The 23,920-nt window shown below is 71.1% G+C and carries 23 protein-coding genes; 17 read left to right on the plus strand and 6 right to left on the minus strand.

Going from position 1 to position 23,920, the window contains the following annotated elements; translation table 11 throughout:
• The 14 genes from AC6JBM_RS50030 (at nucleotide 1) to AC6JBM_RS50095 (ending at nucleotide 13,652) form a co-directional block, all read left to right on the plus strand.
• Nucleotides 1-453, plus strand: coding sequence for a chemotaxis protein CheW (locus tag AC6JBM_RS50030; RefSeq protein WP_350619572.1), 453 nt, complete (start codon nucleotides 1-3; stop codon nucleotides 451-453).
• 3 nt (nucleotides 454-456) lie between these two features.
• Nucleotides 457-1,998 carry a methyl-accepting chemotaxis protein gene (locus AC6JBM_RS50035; protein WP_497980573.1) on the plus strand — a complete coding sequence of 514 codons (1,542 nt, stop codon included), beginning with the start codon at nucleotides 457-459 and terminating at the stop codon, nucleotides 1,996-1,998.
• A gap of 109 nt (nucleotides 1,999-2,107) precedes the next feature.
• Nucleotides 2,108-3,001, plus strand: a complete 894-nt coding sequence (locus AC6JBM_RS50040) for a hypothetical protein (protein ID WP_497980574.1) — start codon at nucleotides 2,108-2,110, stop codon at nucleotides 2,999-3,001.
• 158 nt (nucleotides 3,002-3,159) lie between these two features.
• Nucleotides 3,160-4,359 (plus strand): protein-glutamate methylesterase/protein-glutamine glutaminase, encoded by a 1,200-nt coding sequence (locus tag AC6JBM_RS50045; protein WP_497980575.1) that lies wholly within the window; start codon nucleotides 3,160-3,162, stop codon nucleotides 4,357-4,359.
• The gene (locus AC6JBM_RS50050; protein WP_497980576.1) at nucleotides 4,356-5,210 is read left to right on the plus strand and encodes a CheR family methyltransferase; all 855 of its coding nucleotides are present in this window, start codon (nucleotides 4,356-4,358) and stop codon (nucleotides 5,208-5,210) included. Before AC6JBM_RS50045 ends, AC6JBM_RS50050 begins: the two co-directional genes overlap by 4 nt.
• A 6-nt stretch (nucleotides 5,211-5,216) precedes the next feature.
• Nucleotides 5,217-5,618 carry a response regulator gene (locus AC6JBM_RS50055; protein WP_433080010.1) on the plus strand — a complete coding sequence of 134 codons (402 nt, stop codon included), beginning with the start codon at nucleotides 5,217-5,219 and terminating at the stop codon, nucleotides 5,616-5,618.
• Nucleotides 5,615-6,088 (plus strand): chemotaxis protein CheX, encoded by a 474-nt coding sequence (locus tag AC6JBM_RS50060; RefSeq protein ID WP_350619584.1) that lies wholly within the window; start codon nucleotides 5,615-5,617, stop codon nucleotides 6,086-6,088. The genes AC6JBM_RS50055 and AC6JBM_RS50060 overlap by 4 nt, the downstream gene beginning before the upstream one ends.
• Complete coding sequence (locus AC6JBM_RS50065; RefSeq protein ID WP_350619586.1) at nucleotides 6,085-6,447, plus strand: response regulator; 363 nt, start codon at nucleotides 6,085-6,087, stop codon at nucleotides 6,445-6,447. The genes AC6JBM_RS50060 and AC6JBM_RS50065 overlap by 4 nt, the downstream gene beginning before the upstream one ends.
• 8 nt (nucleotides 6,448-6,455) lie before the next feature.
• Nucleotides 6,456-6,938, plus strand: a complete 483-nt coding sequence (locus AC6JBM_RS50070; RefSeq protein ID WP_497980577.1) for a hypothetical protein — start codon at nucleotides 6,456-6,458, stop codon at nucleotides 6,936-6,938.
• A 118-nt stretch (nucleotides 6,939-7,056) separates the two neighbouring features.
• Nucleotides 7,057-8,082, plus strand: a complete 1,026-nt coding sequence (locus AC6JBM_RS50075) for a LacI family DNA-binding transcriptional regulator (protein ID WP_497980578.1) — start codon at nucleotides 7,057-7,059, stop codon at nucleotides 8,080-8,082.
• 435 nt (nucleotides 8,083-8,517) lie between these two features.
• Entirely contained in the window at nucleotides 8,518-9,909 is a 1,392-nt protein-coding gene (locus AC6JBM_RS50080; RefSeq protein ID WP_497980579.1) for an ABC transporter substrate-binding protein, read from the plus strand.
• Between the two features lie 108 nt (nucleotides 9,910-10,017).
• Entirely contained in the window at nucleotides 10,018-10,971 is a 954-nt protein-coding gene (locus AC6JBM_RS50085; RefSeq protein WP_497980580.1) for a carbohydrate ABC transporter permease, read from the plus strand.
• Between the two features lie 26 nt (nucleotides 10,972-10,997).
• Entirely contained in the window at nucleotides 10,998-11,987 is a 990-nt protein-coding gene (locus AC6JBM_RS50090; RefSeq protein ID WP_497980581.1) for a carbohydrate ABC transporter permease, read from the plus strand.
• Nucleotides 11,988-12,059: 72 nt separating this feature from the next.
• Nucleotides 12,060-13,652: a glycoside hydrolase family 13 protein gene (locus AC6JBM_RS50095; protein ID WP_497980582.1), complete on the plus strand. Its 1,593-nt coding sequence runs from the start codon at nucleotides 12,060-12,062 to the stop codon at nucleotides 13,650-13,652.
• Nucleotides 13,653-14,044: 392 nt separating this feature from the next.
• Here AC6JBM_RS50095 and AC6JBM_RS50100 read toward each other — a convergent pair whose 3' ends face one another.
• A complete protein-coding gene (locus tag AC6JBM_RS50100; protein ID WP_350619598.1) occupies nucleotides 14,045-14,929 on the minus strand; it encodes a hypothetical protein in 885 nt (294 codons plus the stop codon).
• An 88-nt stretch (nucleotides 14,930-15,017) separates the two neighbouring features.
• On the opposite strand from AC6JBM_RS50100, the gene AC6JBM_RS50105 reads away from it, so the two are divergent.
• The gene (locus AC6JBM_RS50105) at nucleotides 15,018-16,658 is read left to right on the plus strand and encodes an alpha-amylase family protein (protein WP_497980583.1); all 1,641 of its coding nucleotides are present in this window, start codon (nucleotides 15,018-15,020) and stop codon (nucleotides 16,656-16,658) included.
• A 73-nt stretch (nucleotides 16,659-16,731) separates the two neighbouring features.
• Here AC6JBM_RS50105 and AC6JBM_RS50110 read toward each other — a convergent pair whose 3' ends face one another.
• A complete protein-coding gene (locus AC6JBM_RS50110; RefSeq protein ID WP_497980584.1) occupies nucleotides 16,732-18,462 on the minus strand; it encodes a putative bifunctional diguanylate cyclase/phosphodiesterase in 1,731 nt (576 codons plus the stop codon).
• A gap of 53 nt (nucleotides 18,463-18,515) precedes the next feature.
• Entirely contained in the window at nucleotides 18,516-18,986 is a 471-nt protein-coding gene (locus AC6JBM_RS50115) for a MarR family winged helix-turn-helix transcriptional regulator (protein ID WP_497980585.1), read from the minus strand.
• A gap of 49 nt (nucleotides 18,987-19,035) precedes the next feature.
• Between AC6JBM_RS50115 and AC6JBM_RS50120 the strand changes: the two genes are divergently transcribed.
• The gene (locus AC6JBM_RS50120) at nucleotides 19,036-19,413 is read left to right on the plus strand and encodes a hypothetical protein (protein WP_497980586.1); all 378 of its coding nucleotides are present in this window, start codon (nucleotides 19,036-19,038) and stop codon (nucleotides 19,411-19,413) included.
• A gap of 229 nt (nucleotides 19,414-19,642) precedes the next feature.
• Here AC6JBM_RS50120 and AC6JBM_RS50125 read toward each other — a convergent pair whose 3' ends face one another.
• Complete coding sequence (locus tag AC6JBM_RS50125; RefSeq protein WP_497980587.1) at nucleotides 19,643-20,779, minus strand: NAD(P)/FAD-dependent oxidoreductase; 1,137 nt, start codon at nucleotides 20,777-20,779, stop codon at nucleotides 19,643-19,645.
• A gap of 152 nt (nucleotides 20,780-20,931) precedes the next feature.
• Between AC6JBM_RS50125 and AC6JBM_RS50130 the strand changes: the two genes are divergently transcribed.
• Nucleotides 20,932-22,053, plus strand: a complete 1,122-nt coding sequence (locus tag AC6JBM_RS50130; RefSeq protein WP_497980588.1) for a hypothetical protein — start codon at nucleotides 20,932-20,934, stop codon at nucleotides 22,051-22,053.
• Between the two features lie 303 nt (nucleotides 22,054-22,356).
• On the opposite strand, the gene AC6JBM_RS50135 is transcribed toward AC6JBM_RS50130, so the two are convergent.
• Together AC6JBM_RS50135 and AC6JBM_RS50140 are read right to left on the minus strand one after the other, a co-directional pair.
• Entirely contained in the window at nucleotides 22,357-22,665 is a 309-nt protein-coding gene (locus AC6JBM_RS50135) for a hypothetical protein (RefSeq protein WP_497980589.1), read from the minus strand.
• Nucleotides 22,666-22,675: 10 nt separating this feature from the next.
• Nucleotides 22,676-23,461 carry a hypothetical protein gene (locus tag AC6JBM_RS50140; protein ID WP_497980590.1) on the minus strand — a complete coding sequence of 262 codons (786 nt, stop codon included), beginning with the start codon at nucleotides 23,459-23,461 and terminating at the stop codon, nucleotides 22,676-22,678.
• Between the last annotated feature and the right edge of the window lie 459 nt (nucleotides 23,462-23,920).

Consider the following 23,920-nt stretch of genomic DNA (forward strand, 5'->3'; position numbering starts at 1 on the left):
ATGGCCAGCCGTCAGTACGCCACCTTCGAGGTCGCCGACCAGCTCTTCGGCCTCGACGTCGCCAAGGTCCAGGAGGTCCTCTCCTTCGACCAGTACACCCCCGTCCCGCTGGCCCCGGAGTCCGTGGGCGGCCTGTTCAACCTGCGCGGCCAGGTCATCGCCGCGGTGGACCTGCGCGTCCAGCTCGGCCTGCCGCCGCGCACGAAGACCGCCGAGCCGGCGATGAACGTCATCGTCAAGACCGACGAGGAGTCGGTGTCGCTGCTCGTGGACCGCATCGGCGAGGTCGTGACGCTGCAGGACGACACGTTCGAGCCGCCGCCGGACACGCTGCAGGGCCGCGCGCGGCAGCTGATCACCGGTGCGTTCAAGCTCGACGGGCGGCTGCTGCTCGCCCTGGACACGCAGAAGGCCGTCAACACCAACCCGCCCGGCACCAACCGCGAGGAATAGTCCATGAGCTGGTTCACGAATCGCAGTGTCAGGGCCAAGGTCCTCGCCGCGATCGCGGTCGGGGGCGTCGTCACCCTCGTCATCACGTTCTTCGGCCTCAACTCCCTGAGCAACGCCAACGCCACCATGCGGCAGTTCACCGCGAAGAACAACCAGTTCGTGGCCCTGTCGGAGATGCGCCAGGCGCTCACCGACATCGTCGGCGCGCTCAACGCCGACCAGCAGAAGGCCGCCGACACCGGGCTCAGCGACGCGATCGCCAAGTATCGGCAGGGCGCGCCGGCCGGGCGCGAGGACGAGCTCACGGTCGTCGAGAGCGCGCTGCAGGCCTACCGCCAGGTGCGGGACACCGTCGCCGCGCAGGCCGTCGCCGCCGGGCGCATCGACCAGTACGTGACCATCATGGCCGCGCAGGCCCAGCCGCAGCTGACCAAGGCCAAGGATGCCATCGGCCGCATGCAGGACGAGGACATCGCCGAGGCCATCGCCTGGCAGGACAGCGCCGACAACGAATACACGACCAGCCGCAACCTGATGATCGCGGCGGCCGTCGTCGGGCTGCTGGCCGCGTTCGGCATCGGGCTGTGGGTCACCGCGCTCGTCGTCGGGCCGCTGCGGCGCGTCTCCGACGTGCTCGGCGCGGTGGCCGACGGCGATCTGAGCACCAAGGTCGACGTGCGCTCGCAGGACGAGGTCGGGGCGATGGCCGCGGCGCTGAACAAGGCCACCGACAGCATGCGCGAGACCGTGCAGACGATGGATCACACGGCCACCTCGCTGGCGACCTCGGCCAACCAGCTCACCGGGGTCAGCGCGCAGATCGCCTCGGGCACCGGCGAGGCCAGCGACCAGGCCGGCGTCGTGGCGCTCGCGGCCGAGGAGGTCTCGCGCAACGTGCAGACCGTCGCGGCCGGCGCCGACGAGATGGGCGTGTCGATCCGCGAAATCGCGCAGAACGCGAGCGAGGCGGCGAAGGTCGCCTCCCAGGCGGTCATGGCGGCCGAGTCGACGAACCAGGCCGTGAGCCGGCTGGGGGAGTCCTCCACCGAGATCGGCAACGTGGTCAAGGTGATCACCTCGATCGCCGAGCAGACGAACCTCCTCGCGCTCAACGCCACCATCGAGGCGGCCCGGGCCGGCGAGGCGGGCAAGGGCTTCGCGGTCGTCGCCAACGAGGTCAAGGAGCTCGCGCAGGAGACCGCGCGGGCCACCGAGGACATCTCCCGGCGGGTCGAGGCGATCCAGGCCGACACCACCGGCGCGGTCGCGGCGATCGGCGAGATCGGCCAGATCATCTCGCGGATCAACGACTACCAGCTCACCATCGCCTCGGCGGTGGAGGAGCAGACGGCCACCACGAACGAGATGAACCGCAGCGTGAGCGAGGCCGCGACCGGCTCCGCCGAGATCGCCACGAACGTCTCCACGGTGGCGACGGCGACCCAGAATACGTCACGCAACGTAGCGGAAGCGCAACGCGCCGCCTCCGATCTGTCCCGGATGTCGAGCGAAATGCGGGCCCTCGTGGCACGGTTCCGGATTTGAACGTCGATGGGTTGACGCGACGGGGGTGACGCTCGGTCATCTAGGCCGACGGCGCCCCCGGCCCTTTCGGTGGACAGACCCGGGTGCAGGTGCGTTGCAGACTAGTTGCATGTACAGCCTGGTTAGCGCCCCCGTTCTCGGCTTCGACCTCTCCCGTCTGCAGGGCGGATCGGCTGCGGCCGATGTACTGCTCCGCAGCCTCACCATTACGCAGAGTGATCTTTCGGCCATCGCCGCGGCTCGCTCCGACGACGACTGGGACCGCGTGGACCTGTGGCGCGACGTCGACGCCGCCGCCCAGGAGCGCCGGGCGAACGCCGCCGACGCCGGCACGCTGACCGTCATCGAGCGCGCCCCGCTGGGCACCCTCGACGGCCTGCTGCACTGCCTGCGCTACGACGTGCTCGACTGGACCTGGGGCAAGCGCCCGGCGCCGTCGGCCACCATGCCGGCCCCGCAGGCCCGCGCCCCCCGCCAGCGGCAGAGCCCGGTCGCCAGCAAGGCCACCGGCGTGCTCTCCGACGCCGCCGCGGCCGCCTACCTGCGCGAGCTGCTCTCCGACGAATCCCGCCGCCGGCTCTCGGCGCCGTTCACCTCCGCGGTGCGCGCCCTGCCCGAGCGCGAGCAGGACCTGGGCCCGCAGGCCGACGACGTGCACCGGCTGCTCACCCGCGTCGGCGCGCTGAGCCCGGCCGACATGCAGAGCCTGAACAAGGTCACCGACAGCGCCCGCCCCGGCCTGTCCGACTGGGCCCCCGCCGTGCACTCGGCCTCGTGGGCGGTCTTCCTCTCCGGCCGCGTCCGCTCCGGCGCCGCCGCGCAGCTGCTGCTGGTGCAGGCGCTGGACCGCTCCGGCGTGCCGGTCGCCGACCGCGCGGGCGGCGTGTGGAACCTGCTCAGCGGCGCGGTGCAGGCCCTCATGGTGCGCGACCTGCTCGACTCGGCCACCGCGCGGCGCCTGCTCGACCCCTACTTCACCGCCCTGGGCCCGCTCGCGGGCTAGAAACGCATCGCCACCCCGCCTCTGTCCGAATGCTCCGGGCAGAGGCGGTTCTTTTGGGAATTTCCCTTATCCACGCCGGATCCGGCGCCGATTAGCCCGCTGGAACGTGACGGGCCTCGCAGTTGCCGCGGGCCCCCCGGTGCTGGAGGCAAAGGCGCGTGATCTCGGTTCTGGTCGTGGACGACTCGGTCGTCGTCCGGCGTCTGATCACCGACGCGCTCGGCGACGACCCGGAGATCCGGGTGGTCGGGACGGCCCCGAACGGCAAAGTTGCCCTCAGCAAGATCGAGCAGCTGCGTCCGGACCTGGTCACCCTCGACATCGAGATGCCGATCATGGACGGCCTGCAGACCATGCGCGCGATCCGCGCCCAGTACGCCCGGCTGCCGGTCATCATGTTCAGCACGCTCACCGCGGCCGGGGCGACCGCCACGCTCGACGCGCTCTCGGCCGGCGCGAGCGACTACGTGACCAAACCGGCCAACGTCGGCAGCGTCGCGGAGAGCATTCGCAGCGTCCGCGAGCAGATCATCCCGCGCATCCACGCGCTGTGCGGCGGCCGGCGCGGCGCGCTCGCCCCGCCGCCGGCCCGCCCGGGCCTCGCGCCCGCGCGCCCGCCGTCTCCGCCGCACGCGCCCAACGCACCGCTGGGCCGGCCCGGGGGCTCGGCGCTGCCCGGGGTCGTGCGGCCGCCGAACGTGCCGCCGGGCGGTCCCGCCGCGGCGCCGATCCGCACCGTGCCGCGCACGGGCGGCGTCGAGGTCGTGGCGATCGGGTGCTCGACGGGCGGGCCGGACGCGCTCACCGCGGTGGTGCGGGCGCTGCCCGCGAACCTGCCGGTGCCCGTGGTCGTGGTGCAGCACATGCCGCCCGTGTTCACGAAGATGTTCGCCGACCGGCTCGATCGCACCGCCGCGCTGACCGTCGTGGAGGCGGCCGGGGACATGGTGGTGCGGCCGGGGACGGTCTACATCGCGCCCGGGGACTTCCATCTGGAGGTGCACCGGCGCGGCACCGAGGTCGTGACCAAGCTCAACACCGGGCCGCCGGAGAACTTCTGCCGGCCGGCCGTGGACGTGCTCTTCCGGTCGGTCGCGCGGACGTACGGCGGTTCGACGCTCGCGATCATTCTGACCGGCATGGGCCAGGACGGGAAGCGCGGCGCGGAGCAGCTGCGCTCGGCGGGGGCCGAGATCGTGGCGCAGGACGAGGCGACGTCGGTCGTCTGGGGCATGCCGGGGGCGGTGGCGCAGGCGGGTATCGCGCACGCCGTACTCCCGCTCGGCGAGATCGCGAACCATCTCATCAGCCGTACCGCAGGCGGCCGCGGCGCGAAGTCCATGGAGGTGACCCGATGACCTTGACCGCGCAGGAGTTCGCCTTCATCAGCGGCCTCGTCCGGCGCGACGCGGCCATCGTGCTGGAGGCGGGCAAGGAGTACCTGGTCGAGGCCCGCCTGCTGCCCCTGGCCCGCCAGTCCGGCCTGCCCACCGTGTCGGAGTTCGTGAACCGGGCGCAGCAGCGGCCCGAGCCGGAGATCCACGCGAAGATCGTCGACGCGCTCACCACCAACGAGACGTCGTTCTTCCGCGACGGCGAGCCGTTCAAGCAGCTGGTCGACACGGTGCTGCCGGACCTGCTGCAACGGCGGGCGAGCACCCGCACGATCAAGGTGTGGTCCGCGGCGAGCTCGAGCGGGCAGGAGCCGTACACCCTGGCCATGGTCCTCAACGACAACCTGCCGCCCGGCTGGACCTTCGACATCCTGGGCACCGACATCTCCACCGAGATGCTCACCCGCGCCGAGGCCGGGCAGTACACCCAGCTGGAGGTCAACCGGGGGCTCCCGGCGCCGTTGCTGGTCAAGCACTTCGAGCGTCAGGGCGCGCACTGGAAGGTCACTCCGACGCTGCGCAAGAACGTGTCGTTCCGCCGGCTGAACCTGGCGGCGCCGTTCCCGCCGATGGGGCCGTTCGACATCGTGTTCATCCGCAACGTGCTCATCTACTTCGATGTGCAGACGAAGCGGACCGTACTGCAGCGGGTCGCCGGGACGCTGCGCCCGGACGGCTGGCTGTTCCTCGGCTCGGCCGAGACGACGATCGGCATCGATGACAGGTTCGAACGGGTGGTCGCCGGCCGCACGTCCGCATACAAGCTCCGGGCGGCCAAGGCCGCCAGCCCCGTGAGCGCTGCAGGAAAGGGGTGAAGCCAGATGCTCACCATGGTGATCGACGATTCGCGCGCGATGCGCCTGATTCTCAAGCGGATCGTGGCACAGCTGGGCTTCGACGTGGTCGAGGCGGGCAACGGTCAAGAGGCGATGGACTACCTCAGGACCAACGTTCTCGAGGGTGGCGGCGAGATCCCCGGTCTGGCGCTCGTCGACTGGAACATGCCTGAGATGAACGGGCTGGAATTCGTCACGGCGGTCCGCGCGGAGCCGCGGCTGCGCGGGATGACGCTCATGATGGTCACTACCGAGAGTGAGCAGAGCCAGATCGTCCGGGCGTTGGCCTCGGGGGCGCACGAGTACGTGATCAAGCCCTTCACTCCGGACGCCATCATCGACAAGCTGGCGCTGCTCGGCCTCGTCCCGAACGGAGTCGCAGCATGACGAACCCGACAGAGGATGACCTGAAGGTCATCGCGGATCAGGTCTGGTCCTCATACCTCGACCTGGACGGAGCCAGCCCGCTGGTGCCGCTGCCGCACGAGAAACCGGTCGACGACGTGACCGCCTCGGTCTCGGTCACCGGCGCGTGGCGCGGACACGTGCTCGTGAGCTGCTCGGAGGCGGCGGCCAAGCACGTCGCGGCCGCGCTGCTGGGCATCGAGTTCGACGACGTCGCCGAGGAGGACGTCGCCGACGCGCTGGGCGAGCTCGCGAACATCATCGGCGGCAACGTCAAGAGCCTGCTGCCCGAGCCCTGCGCCCTGTCGCTGCCGCACGTGCACGTCGACGGGGCCAACGGCCGCTACCCCTCGGTCACCGAGGTCTGCCACCTCGAGGGCACCTGGATGGCCGAGTCGGTCACCGTCACCGTTCTGGAAAGCACCGCCGATCTCGCTGGAGCCCCCGCATGAAGATTCTGATCGCCGACGACAGCCGAGTGATGCGGCAGATCGTCACCCGCACCCTGCGCCAGGCGGGGTTCGAGGGCCATGACCTCGTCGAGGCCTCTGACGGGCAGGAGGCCTTCGACAAGACGGTGGCCGAGAAGCCGGACCTTGTGCTGTCGGACTGGAACATGCCGCACATGACCGGGGTCGAGGTGCTGCGGATGCTGCGTGCCAACGGCAACCAGGTGCCGTTCGGCTTCGTCACGTCCGAGGGCACGCCGGAGATGCGGCAGGCGGCCGAGGACGCGGGCGCCCTGTTCCTGGTCACGAAGCCGTTCACAGCCGACACTTTCAAGGACGCGCTCGATCCTATTTTGGGATGATATGACCTATGTCGCATGTTCTGCCCGTTCCGAAGGCCGTCAAGGATCTGTTTGACGACCTGCTCGGCCGGCCGGTCACCGTGAACCCGGCCGACCCCATGAAAGCCGCCGACGTTCCCAACTCCCTGGTCGCCCTCTACACCGACGATCGGCTCCAGCTCATGGCCGTGATCGGGATGGACTTCGCCCTCACGGCCAACGCCGGCGCGGCGATCGGGCTGATCCCGCCGGGCGGCGCGGAGGCGTGCATCGAGGACAAGGTGATCTCGAAGATGATCGGCGAGAACGCCGGCGAGATCTGCAACATCCTGGCCGGGCTCATCAACAAGGAGGACGCGCCGCGCGTCAAGCTGCACCAGGTCTTCCTGCCGGGTGAGAACCCGCCGAAGGACGCGGTCAACTACCTGCTCGCGCTGGGCCGGCGGCTCGACCTCAAGGTGGATGTTTCAGGCTACGGCGGCGGCAAGCTCTCCGTGACGCTGACCGGCTGAGGCGGTGCCCGGAAAATACCGCATTTTTCGGGCACCAACCGGGCTTCCCCCGGGTCCGCACGGTTGCGTGGGCGACATCGTGCAAAAAATTGCGTAGTCATGCACTACGCTTGCGGGCATGACTCGACGACTCGCTGAGGTGGCGAAGTACGCCGGCGTGAGCGAGGCGACCGTGAGTCGGGTGCTCAACGGCAAGCCAGGCATCTCCGACGCGACCCGCACGGCGGTGCTCACCGCGCTCGACGTGCTCGGCTACGAGCGCCCGACCAAGCTGCGCGGCGAGCGGGCCCGCCTGGTCGGCCTCGTGCTGCCGGAACTGCAAAACCCGATCTTCCCGGCCTTCGCCGAAGTGGTCGCCGGGGCGCTGTCCAAGCGGGGCTTCACCCCGGTGCTGTGCACCCGGACCGCGGACGGCGTCTCCGAGGCCGACTACGTCGAGATGCTGCTGGACCAGCACGTCTCCGGCATCATCTTCTGCGGCGGCCTGTATCACCAGGCGGCCGCCGAGCACGAGCACTATCACCGCCTGCACGACCGCGGCCTGCCCGCGGTGCTGGTCAACGCCGCGATCGACGACCTGGGCTTCCCGCGCGTCTCGGTCGACGACGGGCACGCGGTGGACCAGGCGTTCAACCACCTCAGCTCGCTGGGGCACAAGCGCATCGGGCTGATCCTCGGCCCGGCCGACCACGCCCCGTCCAACCGCAAGCTGGCCGCGTTCAAGGCCGCCGCGGCGGACTCGGGCAGCGCCAACGAGGGCGACGTCGAGCGCGTCATCTTCTCGATGGAGGGCGGCCGCGCCGGCGCCACCCGGCTCATCAAGCACGGCGTCACCGGCATCATCTGCGCCTCCGACGTCCAGGCCCTCGGCGCCATCCGGGCCGCCCGCCGGCTCGGCCGCGAGGTGCCCGACGACGTGTCGGTGGTCGGCTTCGACGACTCGCTGTTCATGAACTGCACCGACCCGCCGCTGACCACGGTCCGCCAGCCCATCCAGGCGATGGGCCAGGCGGCCGTGACCCTGCTCGTCAGCCAGGTGGCCGGCACGCTCGTGCCGACCGAGGAGATGCTGTTCGAGCCGGAGCTCGTGGTGCGGGGCTCGACCGGCGCCCTGCAGGAGGCCCGCGCCACCACCGCCGCCTAGCAACCGCAAGATCCCAGAGCGCCACGACTCCTGCGGGAGTCGTGGCGCTCTTTGCGTTGGTTGCGCAACGGGTTTGCTGGGCGCGCTCCCACCGATCGGGCGGGTCGGCGGGGGTCGTGGCCTGTGGGTTTTCGGGCGATTCCGTGCAAGTCAGAGGCTCGTGGGAGCGCGCCCGTGCAAACGGCTGCCCGGAGATGATTAAAATTTTGCAACGGGCCATGGACTTCTTGTGCGGCGTGAGCCTAATCTCTTGCCTACGCCAGGCGGAAACCCTGACGCGATGCGATGGAAACCGAGCAGTAACGCGCTTGAAGCACCCACGGCAGCCGACGTCAGGCAGCGCACTCGTGCGGAGCGGTCCAGGTAGGACGCCCCCCGCCCGCACGGCCCTCAACGCCGACTCGCCGGACGACACCCCCCAACAAGGAGCGGATGATGAAGTACTCACGCACCACGGTGGCCTTGGCCATCGCGGGCGCGCTCGCGCTCAGCAGCACGCTCGTCGCGTGCTCCTCGAGCGACAACGCGAGCGGCGACCAGGGTTCGACCACGCTGGACCCGAACACCAAGGTCACGCTCAACGTCGTTGGTCTGCTCCCCGGCGCCAAGCCCGAGGCCCAGCAGGCGCTCGCGCAGGAGGTCACCGACTTCCAGAAGGAATTCCCGAACATCACGGTCAAGACCCACGACTACGAGTGGAAGGCCACCACGTTCGCGGCCGACCTCGCCGGTGGCACGCTGCCGACCGTGTTCGAGATCCCCTTCACCGACGCGAAGACGCTGATCGCGAACCAGCAGATCGCCGACATGCAGGCGTACCTGAACTCGCTGTCGTACGCGGCGAACTTCAACAAGAACCTGCTGCAGTACGGCCAAGGCTCCGACAGCCACGTCTACGCCATCCCGGCGAAGAGCATCTACGCGGTCGGCCTGCACTACAACCGTGACCTGTTCACCAAGGCCGGCCTCGACCCCAACAAGCCGCCGACCACATGGGACGAGGTCCGCGCCGACGCCAAGGCGATCGCCGAGAAGACCGGCAACGCCGGCTTCGCGCAGATGGCCAAGGACGGCACGGGCGGCTGGCAGCTGACGGTCGACACCTACGCCCGCGGCGGGCGCATGGAGGACGGCAAGAAGGCCACGCTCACCAACGAGCAGACCAAGGCCTCGCTGCAGTTCCTCAAGGACCTGCGCTGGACCGACAACTCCATGGGCGCGAACTTCGACTACGACTGGTCGAGCATCAACCAGGCCTTCGCCGCCGGCAAGATCGGCATGTACACCTCGGGCCAGGACGTCTACACGAGCCTGGTGCAGGCGAACAACATCGACCCGAAGACGTACGGCCTCACGATGATCCCGCTCGCGGGCGGCGACTCCGGCGTGCTCGGTGGTGGCACCATGGCCGCCGTGTCCAGCAAGGCCACGAACAACGACAAGGCCGCGGCCATCAAGTGGATCGACTTCCACTACCTGCGTAAGTACACCAACCAGGACGCCGCGACCAAGGCCGCGCAGATCCAGGCCACCAGCAAGCAGCCGGTGGGCACCCCGGAGCTGCCGATCTTCACGCAGCAGCAGTACGAGCAGTACCAGGGCTGGATCAAGCCGCTGGTGAACGTCCCGCTGGACCAGATGACCACCTTCACCGCCAAGGTCTACGACGCCAAGCTCGTCAACGAGCCGGCCGTCGCCACCCAGGACGTCTACAAGTCGCTCGACACGGTCGTGCAGGCCGTCCTGACCAACAAGGACGCCAACATCGACCAGCTCCTCACCGACGCCAACGCGAAGGCGCAGCGCGCCATCGACGCGGCCGGCTGATCCTCGCCGCGATGACCCGCACGGTGTGGGCCGCCGGGAGTCCGGCGGCCCACATCGGGCACTCACATCGGCATGTCCCTGAACACCAGGACGAGGAGTGATGTTGTCGTGAGTACCTCGGACTTCGCCGGGGACGGCCGGGGCGCCCGGGGCGGCCGGGTTCGCCGGCGCAACCCGGTGACGTGGGTGCAGCGGGGCGGGCTGAGCTCGGTCCTGTTCGGGCTGCCGCTGCTGATCATCTTCGGCGTCTTCTCGTGGTGGCCGATCGTGCGGTCGGTCATCATGAGCTTCCAGAAGACCAATCTCGTCGGGACCCCGACCTGGGTCGGCTGGAAGAACTTCCACTACGTGCTCACCGATCCGGACCTGCCTACCGCGATCGGCAACACGTTCTACTTCGCGCTGCTCGCCCTGGTGATCGGCTTCCCGATCCCGCTCGTGGCGGCGGTGCTCATCAGCTCGGTCCGCAAGCGCAAGGGCCTGTACTCGGTGCTCGCCTACCTGCCGGTGGTGGTGCCCCCGGTCGTGGCCGTGCTGCTGTGGCGGTTCTTCTACGACGGTGCGAAGGACGGCGTGTTCAACACGCTGCTCGGCTGGGTCGGCCTCGGCCCGTACGCCTGGCTCTCCAGCCCCGGTCTGGCCATGCCCTCGCTGGTCGTCGAGGCGACGTGGGCCGCGGCCGGCGGGACCGTCATCATCTACCTGGCCGCGCTCATCGGCGTGCCGGACGAGCTCTACGACGCCGCCGAGGTCGACGGGGCCGGCATCTGGCGCAAGGTGTGGCACGTGACCATGCCGCAGCTGCGCGGCGTGCTGCTCATCACCTTCATCCTGCAGATCATCGGCACCGTGCAGGTGTTCCTGGAGCCGTACCTATTCACCGGCGGCGGTCCCGCGAACGCGACGGTGACCGTCCTGCTCATGATCTACAACTACGCGTTCGGCAGCTCCCTGGGCGCGAACTACGGCGCCGCGACGGCCCTGTCCGTCATGCTCGCGGGCTTCCTGGCGATCCTGTCGCTGGTGTACTTCAAGCTCACGTCCGGCTGGAGCAAGTCGTGACCGGTCCCGAGGGAAAGCGGAGCACCATGGCTGTCATCGACCCCGCCCGGCAGCGGCCGGGCGCCGGGCCCGTCGCGACGCCGGTGGACGTGGCCAAGGCGGCCCGCCCGGCCCGCAAGCGCAAGGCATCGCAGTTCGAGGGCAGCCGCGGCTTCGTCTCCGAGCAGGACTGGCGCAACCCGCGGGTCAGCGTGGTCATGAAGACGCTGCATACGATTCTGCTGGTGTTGCTCCTCGTCGTCGGCATCGGGCCGGTGCTGCTGCTGGCCAAGTTCGCGATCACGCCCACGCAGGACATCATCCGCACGCCGCTGGCGATCTTCCCGCACGGCATGCGCTGGGCGAACATCTCCGAGGCGTGGAACGACGTCAAGATCAGCCACTACTTCCTCAACACGATCTGGCTCGCGGCCGGCTCCTGGTTCGTGCAGCTGCTCGTCGCGACCACGGGCGGCTTCATGCTCTCCGTGCTCCGCCCGGCCTGGGCCAAGATCGTCAACGGCCTGGTGATCGCGACCCTGTTCGTCCCGACCGTCGTGCTGCTGGTGCCGCTGTACCTCACGATCCTCAACCCGCCGGGCGTCGGCATGTCGCTCATCAACAACTTCTTCGCCGTCTGGCTGCCGGCCGGCGCGAGCGCGTTCAACGTGGTGCTCGTGACCCGGTTCTTCGACAGCCTGCCGCGCGAGGTGTTCGAGGCGGCCAGGGTCGACGGGGCCAGCTCGTTCCGGCTGTTCTGGTCGGTCGTCCTGCCGATGTCGAAGCCGATCCTCGGCGTCGTGTCGGTCTTCGCGGCCATCGCGAGCTGGAAGGACTTCCTCTGGCCGATGCTCGTGCTCAAGGACCCGAACCTGCAGCCGCTGTCGGTGCGCCTGCCCGCGATCGCGTCCCAGACCGACCTGGGCGTGTTCCTCGCGGCCCTGGCGATCTCGACGCTCATCCCCGTCGTGTTCTTCCTGATCTTCCAGCGCATGTTCCTCTCGAGCGCCGGATTGGGCGGAGCCGTCAAGGGCTGACCGCACGGTCCTCGCCTACCAGATCCACCTGTTGTGTCCAGGCACTTCGAGTTCCGAGAAAGCAGGTTCCACGTGGCCGACCAACACCACCAGGCTTGGTGGCGCAGCGCCGCTATCTACCAGGTGTACTTGCGAAGCTTCGCCGACGGCAACGGCGACGGCGTCGGCGACCTGGCGGGCCTGCGTTCGCGCCTGCCGTACCTGGCCGGCCTGGGCATCGAAGCGATCTGGATCGTGCCGTGGTACCCCTCGCCGCTGGCCGACGGCGGCTACGACGTTGCCGACTTCCGGGCCATCGACCCGATCTTCGGCACGCTCGCCGAGGCCGAGAAGCTCATCGAGGAGGCGCACGCCGCCGGCATCCGGGTGATCTGCGACATCGTCCCGAACCACTGCTCGGACCAGCACGCCTGGTTCCAGCGGGCGCTCGCGGCCGAGCCCGGCTCGCCCGAGCGGGACCTGTTCTGGTTCCGCAAGGGCCGCGGCGAGCACGGCGAGCTCCCGCCGACCGACCTGCAGTCCATCTTCGGCGGCCCGGCCTGGACCCGGGTCGCCGACGGCGAGTGGTACCTGCACCTGTTCGCCTCCGAGCAGCCCGACTTCAACTGGGACCACCCGGCGGTGCGCGAGGAGTTCGAGGACATCCTGCGGTTCTGGCTCGACCGCGGCATCGACGGCATTCGCATCGACTCGGCCGCCGTGCTCATCAAGGACCCGCTCGTCAGCGACGTGTACGAGGACAACGAGGGCATCCACGAGGTGTACCAGTCGTGGCGGCGCATCGCCGACACGTACACCCCGCCCCGGGCCCTCATCGGCGAGGTCTGGCTGCCCGACCACGAGGCGTTCGCCCGCTACCTGCGCCCCGACGAGCTGCACACCGCGTTCAACTTCGCGTTCCTGGGCGCCCCGTGGGAGGCCGTGGAACTGCGCCGCGAGATCGACATGACGATCGCGGTGCACGCCCCGGTCGCCGCGCCCGCCACCTGGGTGCTGAGCAACCACGACGTGACCCGCGAGGTGACCCGCTTCGGCCGCGAGGTGACCAACTTCGCCTTCGCCGACAAGCGCCGCGACGTGCCGTCCGACCTGGCGCTGGGCACCCGCCGCGCCCGGGCGGCCGCGCTGCTGACCATGTCGCTGCCCGGCGCCTACTACCTCTACCAGGGCGAGGAGCTCGGCCTGGAGGAGGTCGAGGACCTCGACGACGCCCTGCGCGAGGACCCCATGTTCCACCGCTCCGGGGGTGTGAACCCCGGCCGGGACGGCTGCCGCGTGCCGCTGCCCTGGTCGGGGACCTCCGCCCCGTTCGGCTTCAGCCCGTCCGACGCGACGGGTGCGCCGTGGCTGCCGCAGCCGGCCCACTGGTCCGAGCTCTCGGTCGCCGCCCAGCAGGGCGTGCCGGGCTCGTTCCTGCGGCTGTACTGCGACGCCCTCCGCCTGCGCCGCGAGGAGCCCTCGCTCGGCGACGGGCCCATGCGGTGGCTCGAGTCCGGCCCACAGGTGCTCGCGTTCGCCCGCGGCGAGGACTTCGCCAACGTGACCAACCTGGGCGCGGAGCCCGCCACCCTGCCGCCGCACCGCGAGGTGCTGCTCAGCAGCGTCCCGCTCAACCCCGACGGCACGCTGCCCGCCGACGCCTCCGCCTGGCTGCGGCTGGCCTAGGACCGATCCAGCTCCACCCGCACGGGGACTCAGACGCCGGGCGGTCGCACAAGTTGGCGGGTGCGACCGTCCGGCTTTTTTCGTGCTTCAAACGCTAACTTAACTGTTAATGCCGACCTGACCCCAGAGCGTTAACTGTTAAGACGATCCACAATCTTGATGGCCCGCGGGGCCGCCCAATAGGTTCTGTGGCAAGGAAAGAGACTTCCTTGTGGAGGCGGCACATGCGTTCCACCCCGACCGTCGCGGCGACATCCCAGCCGTTCCGATGGTGACGCCGGGTTATTCCGGGAACAGAGGCGGGGCGCTGGCCACACCGGCGCCCCGTTGTTCTTCGATCACACCAAAGGTGTTGTGGAAAATGCCATCCAAGATTCTGTGACCAGCGCGTACTACTCCCAGTCCCAGCGCAGACCGTAGCGCCCGGGGCCGTAGTCGAGGGCGATCGCGTGGACCGAGTGGCCCGTGTCGACCTCCATCGAAACGACCTGTTCGTCCTGCCCGTCCATCTGCTGGAACTGATATATCGCGCGCGGTAACGCGGCCGGGTCGAAACACACCTCGACCACGTATTCGCGCACCGGCAGGCGGAACTTGCGCTCGTACTGAGTCGCCAGCGGAAACGGCGGATAATTGTGCAGCGCGTGCTCAGTGATCACCGTCTCGCCCTTGGCGAGCGGGCGGTCGAACAGCAGCTCGGCCAGGAGCAGACCGCTCTCGGGGTGCTCCACGACCCGGCCGAGCCGGCAGTTGCGCACAGGCGTCAGCAGTGGCAGCGGGTTGCCCGGCACGTCGAGGCGAATGATCGCGACCCAGCGGTCCGGCCCGTCGGCCTCGGCCCGCAGCACCTGCCGCACCAGGAACGAGACCTCGCCGCGATCCGGGCCGACGTTGACCCGGTCGTGCTGGCTGAGCCGGGTCAGCCGCTCGTCCCAGCGGGTCTCGATGCCCTGGGCCAGGTCGACGATGAGGTCCCGCTCGGACCAGAACGCGCCCAGCTCCACGGTGTCGGGGCTCTTGTGCAGGTGCCGGCCGCGCGGGCGCGGAGGGCCCACCAGGGCGGCCAGCGAGCCCGGCTCGACCTCGAGGATCTTCTCGAGCTCGGCCAGCGCCGCGAGCGACTCGCGCCGCTCCGGCCGGCTGCGCCCGGTCTGCCAGTAACTGAGCGTGGCCAGGCTGACCGAGTAGCCCTCGGCGCGCAAACGCTCCTGGATGCGTTCCAGCCCCAGGCCTCGTGCCTGGATTGCATCTCGTAACGCGCCAGCGAAGTCGACCATCAGCCCCCCGGGAGCCATCCTCGCGGTCGGGGGCTCACACATGCAAGCGCGCGTTTGAGGTGAGCCCGATTCGGTTACCCGTTCATCCATGGGCGAGCGGTGGTACACCGAGAGTGTCATCTATTGCCTGGACGTCGAGACGTTCCAGGACTCCAACGGCGACGGCATCGGCGACTTTCAGGGTCTCATCGGCCGGCTGGACTATCTGACCAGGCTCGGAGTCAACTGCCTGTGGCTCAGCCCGATCCATCCGACGCCCGGCAAGGACGACGGCTACGACGTCACCGACTTCTACAACGTCGATCCCCGGCTGGGCACCCTCGGCGACTTCGCCGAGCTGCTGCACCAGGCCGCGAACCGCGGCATCAAGGTCATGATCGACCTGGTGGTGAACCACACCTCCGACGAGCACCCGTGGTTCCAGTCCGCGATCTCCTCCCCGGACTCGCCCTACCACGACTGGTACGTCTGGTCGGCCAAGGAGCCCAGCGACCGCTACCAGGGCATGGTGTTCCCCGGCGAGCAGTCCGAGACGTGGACGTACCACCGCAGGGCGCGCGCCTGGTACTACCACCGCTTCTACGACTTCCAGCCCGACCTGAACTTCAGCAACCCGCAGGTCCGCTCCGAGATCAAGAAGATCCTCGCGTTCTGGATCCAGCTCGGCGTGGCCGGGTTCCGCATGGACGCTGTGCCGTTCATCATCGAGCTCACCGAGCCCGGCGACCCGGAGAGCCCGCTGGACTTCGACTACCTCTCGGAGCTGCGCTCCCACGTGCAGTGGCGCCGCGGCGACGCGATGCTGCTGGCCGAGGCGAACGTCGAGCCGGAGAAGCTTCCGCAGTACTTCGGTGACGCCGGCGGCACCGGCAACCGCATCCACATGCTCTTCGACTTCATGCTCAACGGGCGGCTGGTGCTCGCCCTGGCCCGGCAGAACCCCGAGCCGGTCATCGAGTGGCTGCGCTCCACGCCGCACCTGCCGCCGGGCGGGCACTGGGCCACGTTCCTGCGCAACCACGACGAGATCGACCTGTCCCGGCTCACCGCCGACCAGCGCGAGGACGTCTTCGCCGAGTTCGGCCCCGACCCGGACATGAAGCTCTACGACCGCGGCATCCGCCGCCGGCTCGCCCCGATGCTGGGCGGCGACCGGGCGCGCATCGAGCTCGCGTACTCGCTGCAGTTCAGCATGCGCGGCACGCCCGTGCTGCGCTACGGCGAGGAGATCGGCATGGGGGAGGACCTGTCGCAGGAGGGCCGCTACGCCATCCGCACCCCGATGCAGTGGTCCTTCGCCAAGAACGCCGGGTTCTCGGCGGCCGAGCCCGTCCGGCCGGTGATCAGCAAGGGCGAGTACTCGTACCAGAAGATCAATGTGACCGCCCAGCGCGAGGACGACCAGTCCCTGCTCGCCTGGTTCGAGCGCATGATCCGGACGCTGCGGGAGAGCCCGGAGGTCGGCAACGGCACGTGCTCGGTCATCGACCGGACGCTGCCGCCGGGCGTGCTGGCGCACCGGGCCGACGGGCCCACCGGCTCGATGCTCTTCCTGCACAACCTCGGCACCGAGGACGCCGTGCTGGACCTGCACGAGCTCTTCCCCGAGACCAACCACCCCAACGAGGTGTTCGGCGACAAGGCGTACCCGGAGGTGGGCGACCTCTCCGAACTGTCGCTCGGGCCCTACGGGTACCGCTGGATCAGGCTGCGGCGGCAGAACGTGTAGGAGCGGCCGTTCACGGCTCGGGTCCGCGGTCGGCCGCCCTGGCCTTCTGGGACTGGTCGCCCCGGGCCGTCGGTCAGCCCTTCGGCAGCGCGCCGGTGGTCGCGCCGAGCGGGATCCGGGCGGGCTCGACCGGCCGGCCGAAGTGCCAGCCCTGGCCGAGATCGCAGCCGAGCGCGGCCAGCCGGGCGGCCTGGTCCGCGGTCTCGATCCCTTCGGCGGTGACCGTCATCTGCAGCGTGTGCGCGAGGCGGATGACGGTCTCGACGATCTGCTCGTCGACGTGGTCGCTCTCCAGCTTGCGGATGCCGGCCATGAACGCGCCGGCCAGCTTGAGCCCGTGCACCGGCAGGTGCCGCAGGTAGGCGAGGTTGGAGTAGCCGATCCCGAAGTCGTCGATGACGATCCGCACGCCGAGGTCGGCCAGCTGCCGCAGGGTCTGCACCGGCCGCCCGGTCTCCTGCATGAGCACCGTCTCGGTCAGCTCCAGCTGCAGGTTGGCCGGGTCCAGCCCGGACTCGGCCAGCGCCGCGCGCACGTCGTCGAGCAGCCGCGGGTCGGAGCACTGCCGGGGCGAGACGTTGACGCTGATCAGCAGCGGGTGCCCGGGGTGGCTGCGCTGCCACGCGGCCGCGGCCAGGCACGACTCGCGCAGCACCCACCGGCCCAGCGGCAGGATCATGCCGGACTGCTCGGCGACCGGGATGAACGTGTTGGGCGAGACCGTGCCGAGCTCGGGGTGCCGCCAGCGCAGCAGGGCCTCGGCGCCGTGCAGCCGGTTGTCGGCCAGGCCCACCAGCGGCTGGTAGACCAGCTCGAACTCGCCGCGGTCCAGGGCGCCCGAGAGTCTTCCGGTCAGCCCGTAGCGCAGCAGCTGCTGGGCGTTGCGCTGCTCGTCGAAGACGGCGTAGCGGGCCCGGCCGTCGGCCTTGGCGAGATAGAGCGTCGCGTCGGCGGCCCGCAGCAGCTCCTCCGGATCCGCCCCGCGCGCGGCCTGCTCGACGATGCCGATGCTCGCCGAGACCGCGAGCTCGTGGCCGTCGAGCCGCACCGGCTTGGCCAGCGCCGCGAGCATCGCCTCGGCCAGCTCGGTCAGCTCGTCGGGGCCCTTGGTGTCGCGCGCCACGACGACGAACTCGTCGCCGCCGACCCGCGCCACGAAGTGCCCGGCCGCGTTGACGCAGCCCCGCAGCCGGTCGGCCAGGGCGACCAGGAGCTCGTCGCCGTAGCCGTGCCCGAGCGTGTCGTTGATGGTCTTGAACTCGTCGAGGTCGAGGAAGCACACCCCGATCCGGGCGCCCTCCTCGGCGTCGCGCAGCGCCTCGGCGAGGTGGCCGTAGAGGAGCACGCGGTTGGGCAGCCCGGTGAGCGGATCGTGGTGGGCCTGGTGGTGCAGCTCGCGCTGGAGACTGTGCTCGGCGTCGGTGAGCGCGCGGGTCCACGCCCGCCGGATGCGCTCCTGGTCGTCGAGGATCTTCTGCCGCTGCGCCCGCGCGAACCCGGCCGCGAACCCGCCGATCACGTCGCCCGTCGCCGTGGGGGTCAGCACGCCGATCGAGCGCTGCAGGGCCTCCGGGCTGTTGAGGCCGATCTGGATCAGGGCGGCCCCGACCTCCTCGGCGGCCGCCGCGTCCCCGGTGTCGAGGGCATCCGTCAGCTGTACGGTCTGGCGCTCGAAGAACCGCTGCAGGGCCTCGGCGCTCAGGTCGAGGTAGCTGGTCTGCCGCACCGCGGCGAGCCACTGCCGGGCGAGCTGCGACAGCGCAGGATCGATGGCGGCATCGCTTTGGCCGTCCGAGCGCGCCACTCCATCACCCCCGGCGAAGATTACTGCACCGCGGCCCCACGTTGAATCGACGCTCAGTGTCGTTCTGGCTCCGTTTCCGTGAGCCCGTCGACGAACCGCGTCAGGAGCTGCGCGAATGCGGCCCGGTCGATCTTTGACCAGTCCCGGGTGGCCGCCGCGAACCGTCTCCGCCGCACCTCGTGGACGCGTTCGCAGAGTTCGCGGCCGGCCACGGTGAGTGCGAGCAGGGCCCGCCGGCCGTCCTTCTGGTCCGCCTCGCGCCTGATCAGCCCGGCCTCGACCGCGGCGGCGACGAGCTTGCTGGCCCGCGGCTGGGCGACGTCGAGCGCGGCTGCGATGTCCGTCACCGTGACCGGCGCGCCGCGCGCCTCGCCGTCCTCGACCGCGTCCACGACGTCGAAGAGCGCCGGATCGGCCTCCGGCTCGCTGCGGGCCAGGGCCCGCCGGGTCTGCCGCCGCCGAATGTCGACCATGGCCGCCTCGATGGCCTTGAGCACCTTGTCGTCCGCGTCGCCGTTATGCATAATCTTTATTATCTACATTCTATCGGCATACTGTTGGGGGGAGTGTCCCATGCGACCGGAGGAGCGTCCGATCGGGTACTGGCTGCGCGAGCTGGACCGCCGCCTGGAACTGGCGTTCGCGGCGGCCCTGTCGTCCTCGGGCGCCACGCGGCGCGACTGGCAGGTGCTGAACGGCCTCGGCCCGGACGCGCCGTTCTGGGATGCGGGGGCGCGCTCGTACGCGGATGTCGTGGCGGACCTGACGGCTCGTGGCTGGACGCTCGCGGACGGGACTGTGACTCCGGCGGGGGAGGAGGCCCGGGCCGAGATCGCTTCGGCTGTGGGCCGGATTCGCGGGGTGAGCATGACCGGCGTGGCGGACGAGTCCTATGTGGTCACGGTGCGCACGCTGGCGGCCATGGTGGACAACCTCCCGGCCGCCGCCTGACCGTCCTGCGAACCCCCACCCTGGTCCTCGGCCTGCGCAAGTGCCCGGGGCGGCTGCCCTGAGGGGTCGATATGTCGGGCACTTCGTGCCACGACATATCGGATTTATACCCCGACAGGCGAAATGTCGCTTGTATCGATGCGTTGCACCACGCGGCGGATGTCGCGGACCGTCGTGTTCAGTGGCGGTGTTCAGTGTCGGCGGGCCGGGATGGCGCGGGTGGCGGTGCTCAGTGTCCGCGGGCCGGGATGGCGCGGGCGATCGCTGTCAGGGTGTGCGGGGCCAGGCGGCCGTCGCCGAGGCCGAGCTCGATCAGGGCGTCGAAGACCCGCTGGTCGCGTCCGGCGGCGCGGACGGCCGCGTCGACGACCCACCGGCGCTGGCTCAGCGCCGCGGCCACCCGCGAGTGGCGCAGGTGCGGGCCGAGCCGGTCGCGCAGGGCCCGGCGGTAACGGCCCGCCGGGTCGTCCCCGTGGGCCGCGGCCGCGCCGGCCAGGGCGCCGGAGAGCACCGCGTAGAAGATGCCCTCGCCGGTGAACGGGTTGATGAGCGACAGCGCGTCCCCGGCCAGCAGGAGGCGGCCGCCGGCCGGGGGCGGGCGGTGCGTGGACAGGGGCAGGTGGTGGGCGCGCAGGTTCGTGGCGGCCGCGGTGTCGACGTCGGGCAGCAGCTCGGCCAGGCGGTCGAGGAGGCGGCGACGGGTGAGCGGGCCGTCGCGGAGGACCTCGCCGTAGCCGATGTTCGCCCGGCCGTCGCCGATCGGGAACGCCCAGGCATAGGCGGGCCAGCCCGACTCCGTGGTGACGATGCGCTGCTCGGCCGGCAGGTCGGGGGCGTGGGCGTAGCCGCGGATGGCCAGGGCCAGGTGGCCGGGGCCGTTCGGTGCGAACCCCAGCGCCCTGCGGACCAGGGAGTAGGCGCCGTCCGCGCCCACCACGGCGCCCGCCCGGATCTCGCCGTCGAGCACGGCGTGGTCGCCGCGGTCCTCGATCCGCCGGACGGTGTGCTCGACCAGGGTCGCGCCGGACTGCCGGGCGGCCTCGGCCAGGCGGTGGTCGAAGACCGTCCGGGGAATCGTGTACGCCGGGCGCGCGTGCGGCCGGGCCACCTCACCGCCGCCCGGGCCGCGCAGCCGCAGCGCCGGGACGGGGGCGAACTCCGGCGACAGCGGGGAGACGCCCAGACCGGCCAGCACGTCCAGGGCGTGCGGGGCGATCCCGTCGCCGCAGGGCTTGTCCCGGGGGAACGCCGCCTTGTCCAGCAGCAGGACGGTCGCGCCGGCCCGCCGCGCGGCCAGGGCCGCCGCCGCGCCCGCGGGGCCCGCGCCGACCACGGCCACGTCGAAGCGATCGCCGCCGGTATCCATGGGCACGAGCGTGCCACAGACCCGGGGGAGCGGCCGGGTGGCGGCTTGGCGGAACGACCCCGGCCGTCCGTCCGCCCCGATGCGTCGAATCGCCGCCGACGGAGGACGCACGGGGGTTCACGGTGATTGTCGCGGTTGACTACGCTCGCGGCATGCCCTGCCCAACTTGCTACTTTCCGGGCAACGACCCCGCCGCGACCCAGTGCGCGCAGTGCGGAACGGCGTTGACGCCCGCGGCGGGCGCATACCCCGGATCACCCGTCGCCTATGACGTGCATCCGATCTCCGACCAGGGCGCGATGCCGCCGCCGGCCCAGTTCGCGCCGCCGCCGGCCCAGCAGTTCGCGCCGCCGCCCGCCCAGTTCCCGCCACCTGCGGCGCAGTTCGCGCCGCCACCCGCCGGGCAGTTCGCGCCGCCGCCGGCGCCGTATGCGGGCGGCCTGGGTCAGCCCGCGCCGGGGGCCTATCCGCAGCAGCCGCCGCCGCAGTACCCGGCGGGCGGGTATCCCCAGGTGCCGCCCGTGTCCGGCGCGCCCTACTCGGGCATGCCGGTCTCCCCGACGCCGATCTCGGTCACGCCCGTCTCCGGGTCGCCGCAGCCGGGGTACTACCAACCGCTCAAGCCCAACCGCGGCCGCGTGCTGCTGCCGCTCACCGTCATCGTCGTCGTGCTCGTCATCGCCAGCACCGTCATCGCCGTCGTGAAGCTCACCGGCGGCCCGGGCGGCTCGGCGGCCGCGTCATCCTCGTCGGGCGCGCCGGTGCCGGGGCCCACCACGACCGGGCCGGGGCCGGGGCCGACCTCGGCGGCGCAGACGACCGGCGGCGGCGATCCCAAGGCGCAGGCGGCGGCGGTCGACGCGCTGCTTGACGCGAGCGTGGCCAGCCGTACGAAGCTCAACGCCGCGATCGACCTCGTGGGCAAGTGCACGCTGTTCGACAAGGCGATCGCGGACATGCAGACGGTCGGCACCGAGCGGCAGTCCCAGATCGACAGCGTCACCCGGTTCGACCTGGCGGCGATCCCCGAGGGCGAGCAGGTGCGCGCGATGCTCAAGGAGTCGCTCGGGTTCTCGCTCGCGGCGGACCGCAGCTACGTGCCGTGGGGGCAGGCGCAGCAAGCCAGCGGGTGCGGCGGCGGTGGGGAGTCCGACTACCAGGAGGCCCAGAACCAGTCCAAGAACGCCACCGATGCCAAGACCCGGTTCCTGGGCGTGTGGAACCCGGTCGCGAGCCGGTACGGGCTGCGGCAGCGACAGGTCACCGACATCTAGGCCGGGCCCGGTCTGGGAGTTGTCCTCCGAGCGGCGTTGCGGGAACGGCTCGCCCGCGACCGCCTCGGCGCGCAGCGCCTCACCCGCGACCGCCCCACCCGCGACCGGCTTGGCGCGCGCAGCGACCCGCCCGCAAGACGCCTCGGCGCGTAGCGGCTCGTCGGTGCCCGGCGCGGTCGCGTGGCCCGGGCGGCGTGGCCCGCGGTGGCGTGGCCCGCGGTGGCGTGGCCCGCGGTGGCGTCGGTCGCGGTCGCGGTCGCGTGGCCCGTGGTCGTATCGTCCCGTGGTGGCGTCGGGCCTGGGCTAGGTGTTGTCCTCCGAGCGGCGTTGCGGGAACGGTTCGCCCGCGACCGCCTCGGCGCGTAGCGGTTCGTCGGTGCCGGGCGCCGTCGCGTCGCCCGTGGTGGCGTCGGGGCGGGCGGGTGGCTCGGGCTTCTGACCGTACCCTCGTGTGATCATGCGGAACACGGCCAGCATGATGGCGGCCACCGGCACCGCGATGAGCAGGCGCAGCAGCGCGGTCTTCATGTCGAGCTGGTGGGTGACGAAGCCGGCGTAGAGGGCCGGCGACGCGATCAGCAACGCCAGGAGCAGCGTCGAGTACCGCGCCATGCCCAGCACCTCAGCCTCCCACCAGGCTCAGCCGCTCGCAGAGCATCGCGGCCCACTGGAACGGGGTCGACGGGCGGCCGTCCAGCAGGGCCACCGGCACCCGCAGGGACAGCGGGCTCGCCGGGTCGCCGCTGGAGCCGGTGCCGCGCAGGCAGATCGCGTCGACGCGGCGCAGGCCCTGCAGGTGGTGCGCGACGTCGGAGGTCTTGCGGCTGGCGTCGACGACGACCCACACCGCGACCGGGCGCACGGCCTCGACGATCGACGCGGCCCAGCCCGCCTCGTCCAGCGCCGCCTCGACCGCGACCACGCTCGCCGCGTCGGACTTGCGCAGCTTCTTGGCCCACAGGCGGGCGTCGTGCGCGCCGGTGATGCGCCGCTTGGCGTCGATCCCGGCCGCGGCCGCGTTGCGCCCGGCGAAGAGGATGTGCTCGGCGTCGAGGCGCTGGGCCTCGGCCACGAACCGGGCCACCTCCATCGCGTGGGTCGACTCGCCCACCACGATCAGCGTCTCGCCCGGCGCGTCCGGCGCGGGGTCGGCGACGGGCAGCGCGGTGAAGGCCTCGACGATCGCGCCGTAGGTGTCGCCGGCGGCCGCGCGGACGGAGATGTCCGTCGGCACCCCCAGCGACTCCAGCTTGTGCGCCAGCTCGCTCGCGCCGGCGCCGTTCGGACGGTCGGCCTTCTCGGCCATGGCGGCCTCGGCGGCCGCGGAGGCCTGGGCGTAGGCGCCGAGCCGCTCGCTTGCGGGCGGCGTGCGCGGCTTCTCCACCGTGGCGGTCGCTTCAACAGGCATTCGGGACTCCTGCCGGGAATCGGTCGGCCGGAACTGGGCCGGCTCGGAACGGGTAGGTCCATCTGCTGCGGCATCGGCGTGCCCGTGCGGCAAGCCGAGCGGTCCGGGCGGCCCGGTGGGCCGCGCCCCGCCGGTCCACGCCGGCGGCGGGGGCACCCGGCCCCACGGGAAGTCGTCACCTAGGAGCCCGGGCGACGTTGTGCGGGCCGGCGGCGGGGGCACCGGGCCCCGCGGGAAGGCGCCGCCCAGAAGCCCGGGCGACGCTGCGCGGGCCGGCGGCGGTTGTGGGCCGGTCCGCCCGTGGCCGAACCGTGCCGGCGTGTCGCGACCGAAGCGCGACGGCGCGGACGGCTCGTGTGGCGGGGCGTACCGCGTGCCCCGGCCGGTCGGCCGCCCGGACGCGCTGCGCAGCGCGTCCCCGGTCGGCATCGGTGAACCCGCCGGCGGCGGAGGGCCCCA

Source organism: Dactylosporangium thailandense, from assembly GCF_059739745.1.

Coding starts and splice junctions, on each gene's coding strand:
- AC6JBM_RS50060 (WP_350619584.1), top strand. CDS start 5,615: ATGACGAACCCGACAGAGGATGACCTGAAGGTCATCGCGGATCAGGTC.
- AC6JBM_RS50115 (WP_497980585.1), bottom strand. CDS start 18,986: ATGCATAACGGCGACGCGGACGACAAGGTGCTCAAGGCCATCGAGGCG.
- AC6JBM_RS50125 (WP_497980587.1), bottom strand. CDS start 20,779: ATGGATACCGGCGGCGATCGCTTCGACGTGGCCGTGGTCGGCGCGGGC.
- AC6JBM_RS50070 (WP_497980577.1), top strand. CDS start 6,456: ATGTCGCATGTTCTGCCCGTTCCGAAGGCCGTCAAGGATCTGTTTGAC.
- AC6JBM_RS50140 (WP_497980590.1), bottom strand. CDS start 23,461: ATGCCTGTTGAAGCGACCGCCACGGTGGAGAAGCCGCGCACGCCGCCC.
- AC6JBM_RS50130 (WP_497980588.1), top strand. CDS start 20,932: ATGCCCTGCCCAACTTGCTACTTTCCGGGCAACGACCCCGCCGCGACC.
- AC6JBM_RS50090 (WP_497980581.1), top strand. CDS start 10,998: ATGGCTGTCATCGACCCCGCCCGGCAGCGGCCGGGCGCCGGGCCCGTC.
- AC6JBM_RS50030 (WP_350619572.1), top strand. CDS start 1: ATGGCCAGCCGTCAGTACGCCACCTTCGAGGTCGCCGACCAGCTCTTC.
- AC6JBM_RS50120 (WP_497980586.1), top strand. CDS start 19,036: ATGCGACCGGAGGAGCGTCCGATCGGGTACTGGCTGCGCGAGCTGGAC.
- AC6JBM_RS50100 (WP_350619598.1), bottom strand. CDS start 14,929: ATGGTCGACTTCGCTGGCGCGTTACGAGATGCAATCCAGGCACGAGGC.
- AC6JBM_RS50080 (WP_497980579.1), top strand. CDS start 8,518: ATGAAGTACTCACGCACCACGGTGGCCTTGGCCATCGCGGGCGCGCTC.
- AC6JBM_RS50065 (WP_350619586.1), top strand. CDS start 6,085: ATGAAGATTCTGATCGCCGACGACAGCCGAGTGATGCGGCAGATCGTC.
- AC6JBM_RS50050 (WP_497980576.1), top strand. CDS start 4,356: ATGACCTTGACCGCGCAGGAGTTCGCCTTCATCAGCGGCCTCGTCCGG.
- AC6JBM_RS50105 (WP_497980583.1), top strand. CDS start 15,018: ATGGGCGAGCGGTGGTACACCGAGAGTGTCATCTATTGCCTGGACGTC.
- AC6JBM_RS50035 (WP_497980573.1), top strand. CDS start 457: ATGAGCTGGTTCACGAATCGCAGTGTCAGGGCCAAGGTCCTCGCCGCG.
- AC6JBM_RS50075 (WP_497980578.1), top strand. CDS start 7,057: ATGACTCGACGACTCGCTGAGGTGGCGAAGTACGCCGGCGTGAGCGAG.
- AC6JBM_RS50055 (WP_433080010.1), top strand. CDS start 5,217: ATGCTCACCATGGTGATCGACGATTCGCGCGCGATGCGCCTGATTCTC.
- AC6JBM_RS50040 (WP_497980574.1), top strand. CDS start 2,108: ATGTACAGCCTGGTTAGCGCCCCCGTTCTCGGCTTCGACCTCTCCCGT.
- AC6JBM_RS50135 (WP_497980589.1), bottom strand. CDS start 22,665: ATGGCGCGGTACTCGACGCTGCTCCTGGCGTTGCTGATCGCGTCGCCG.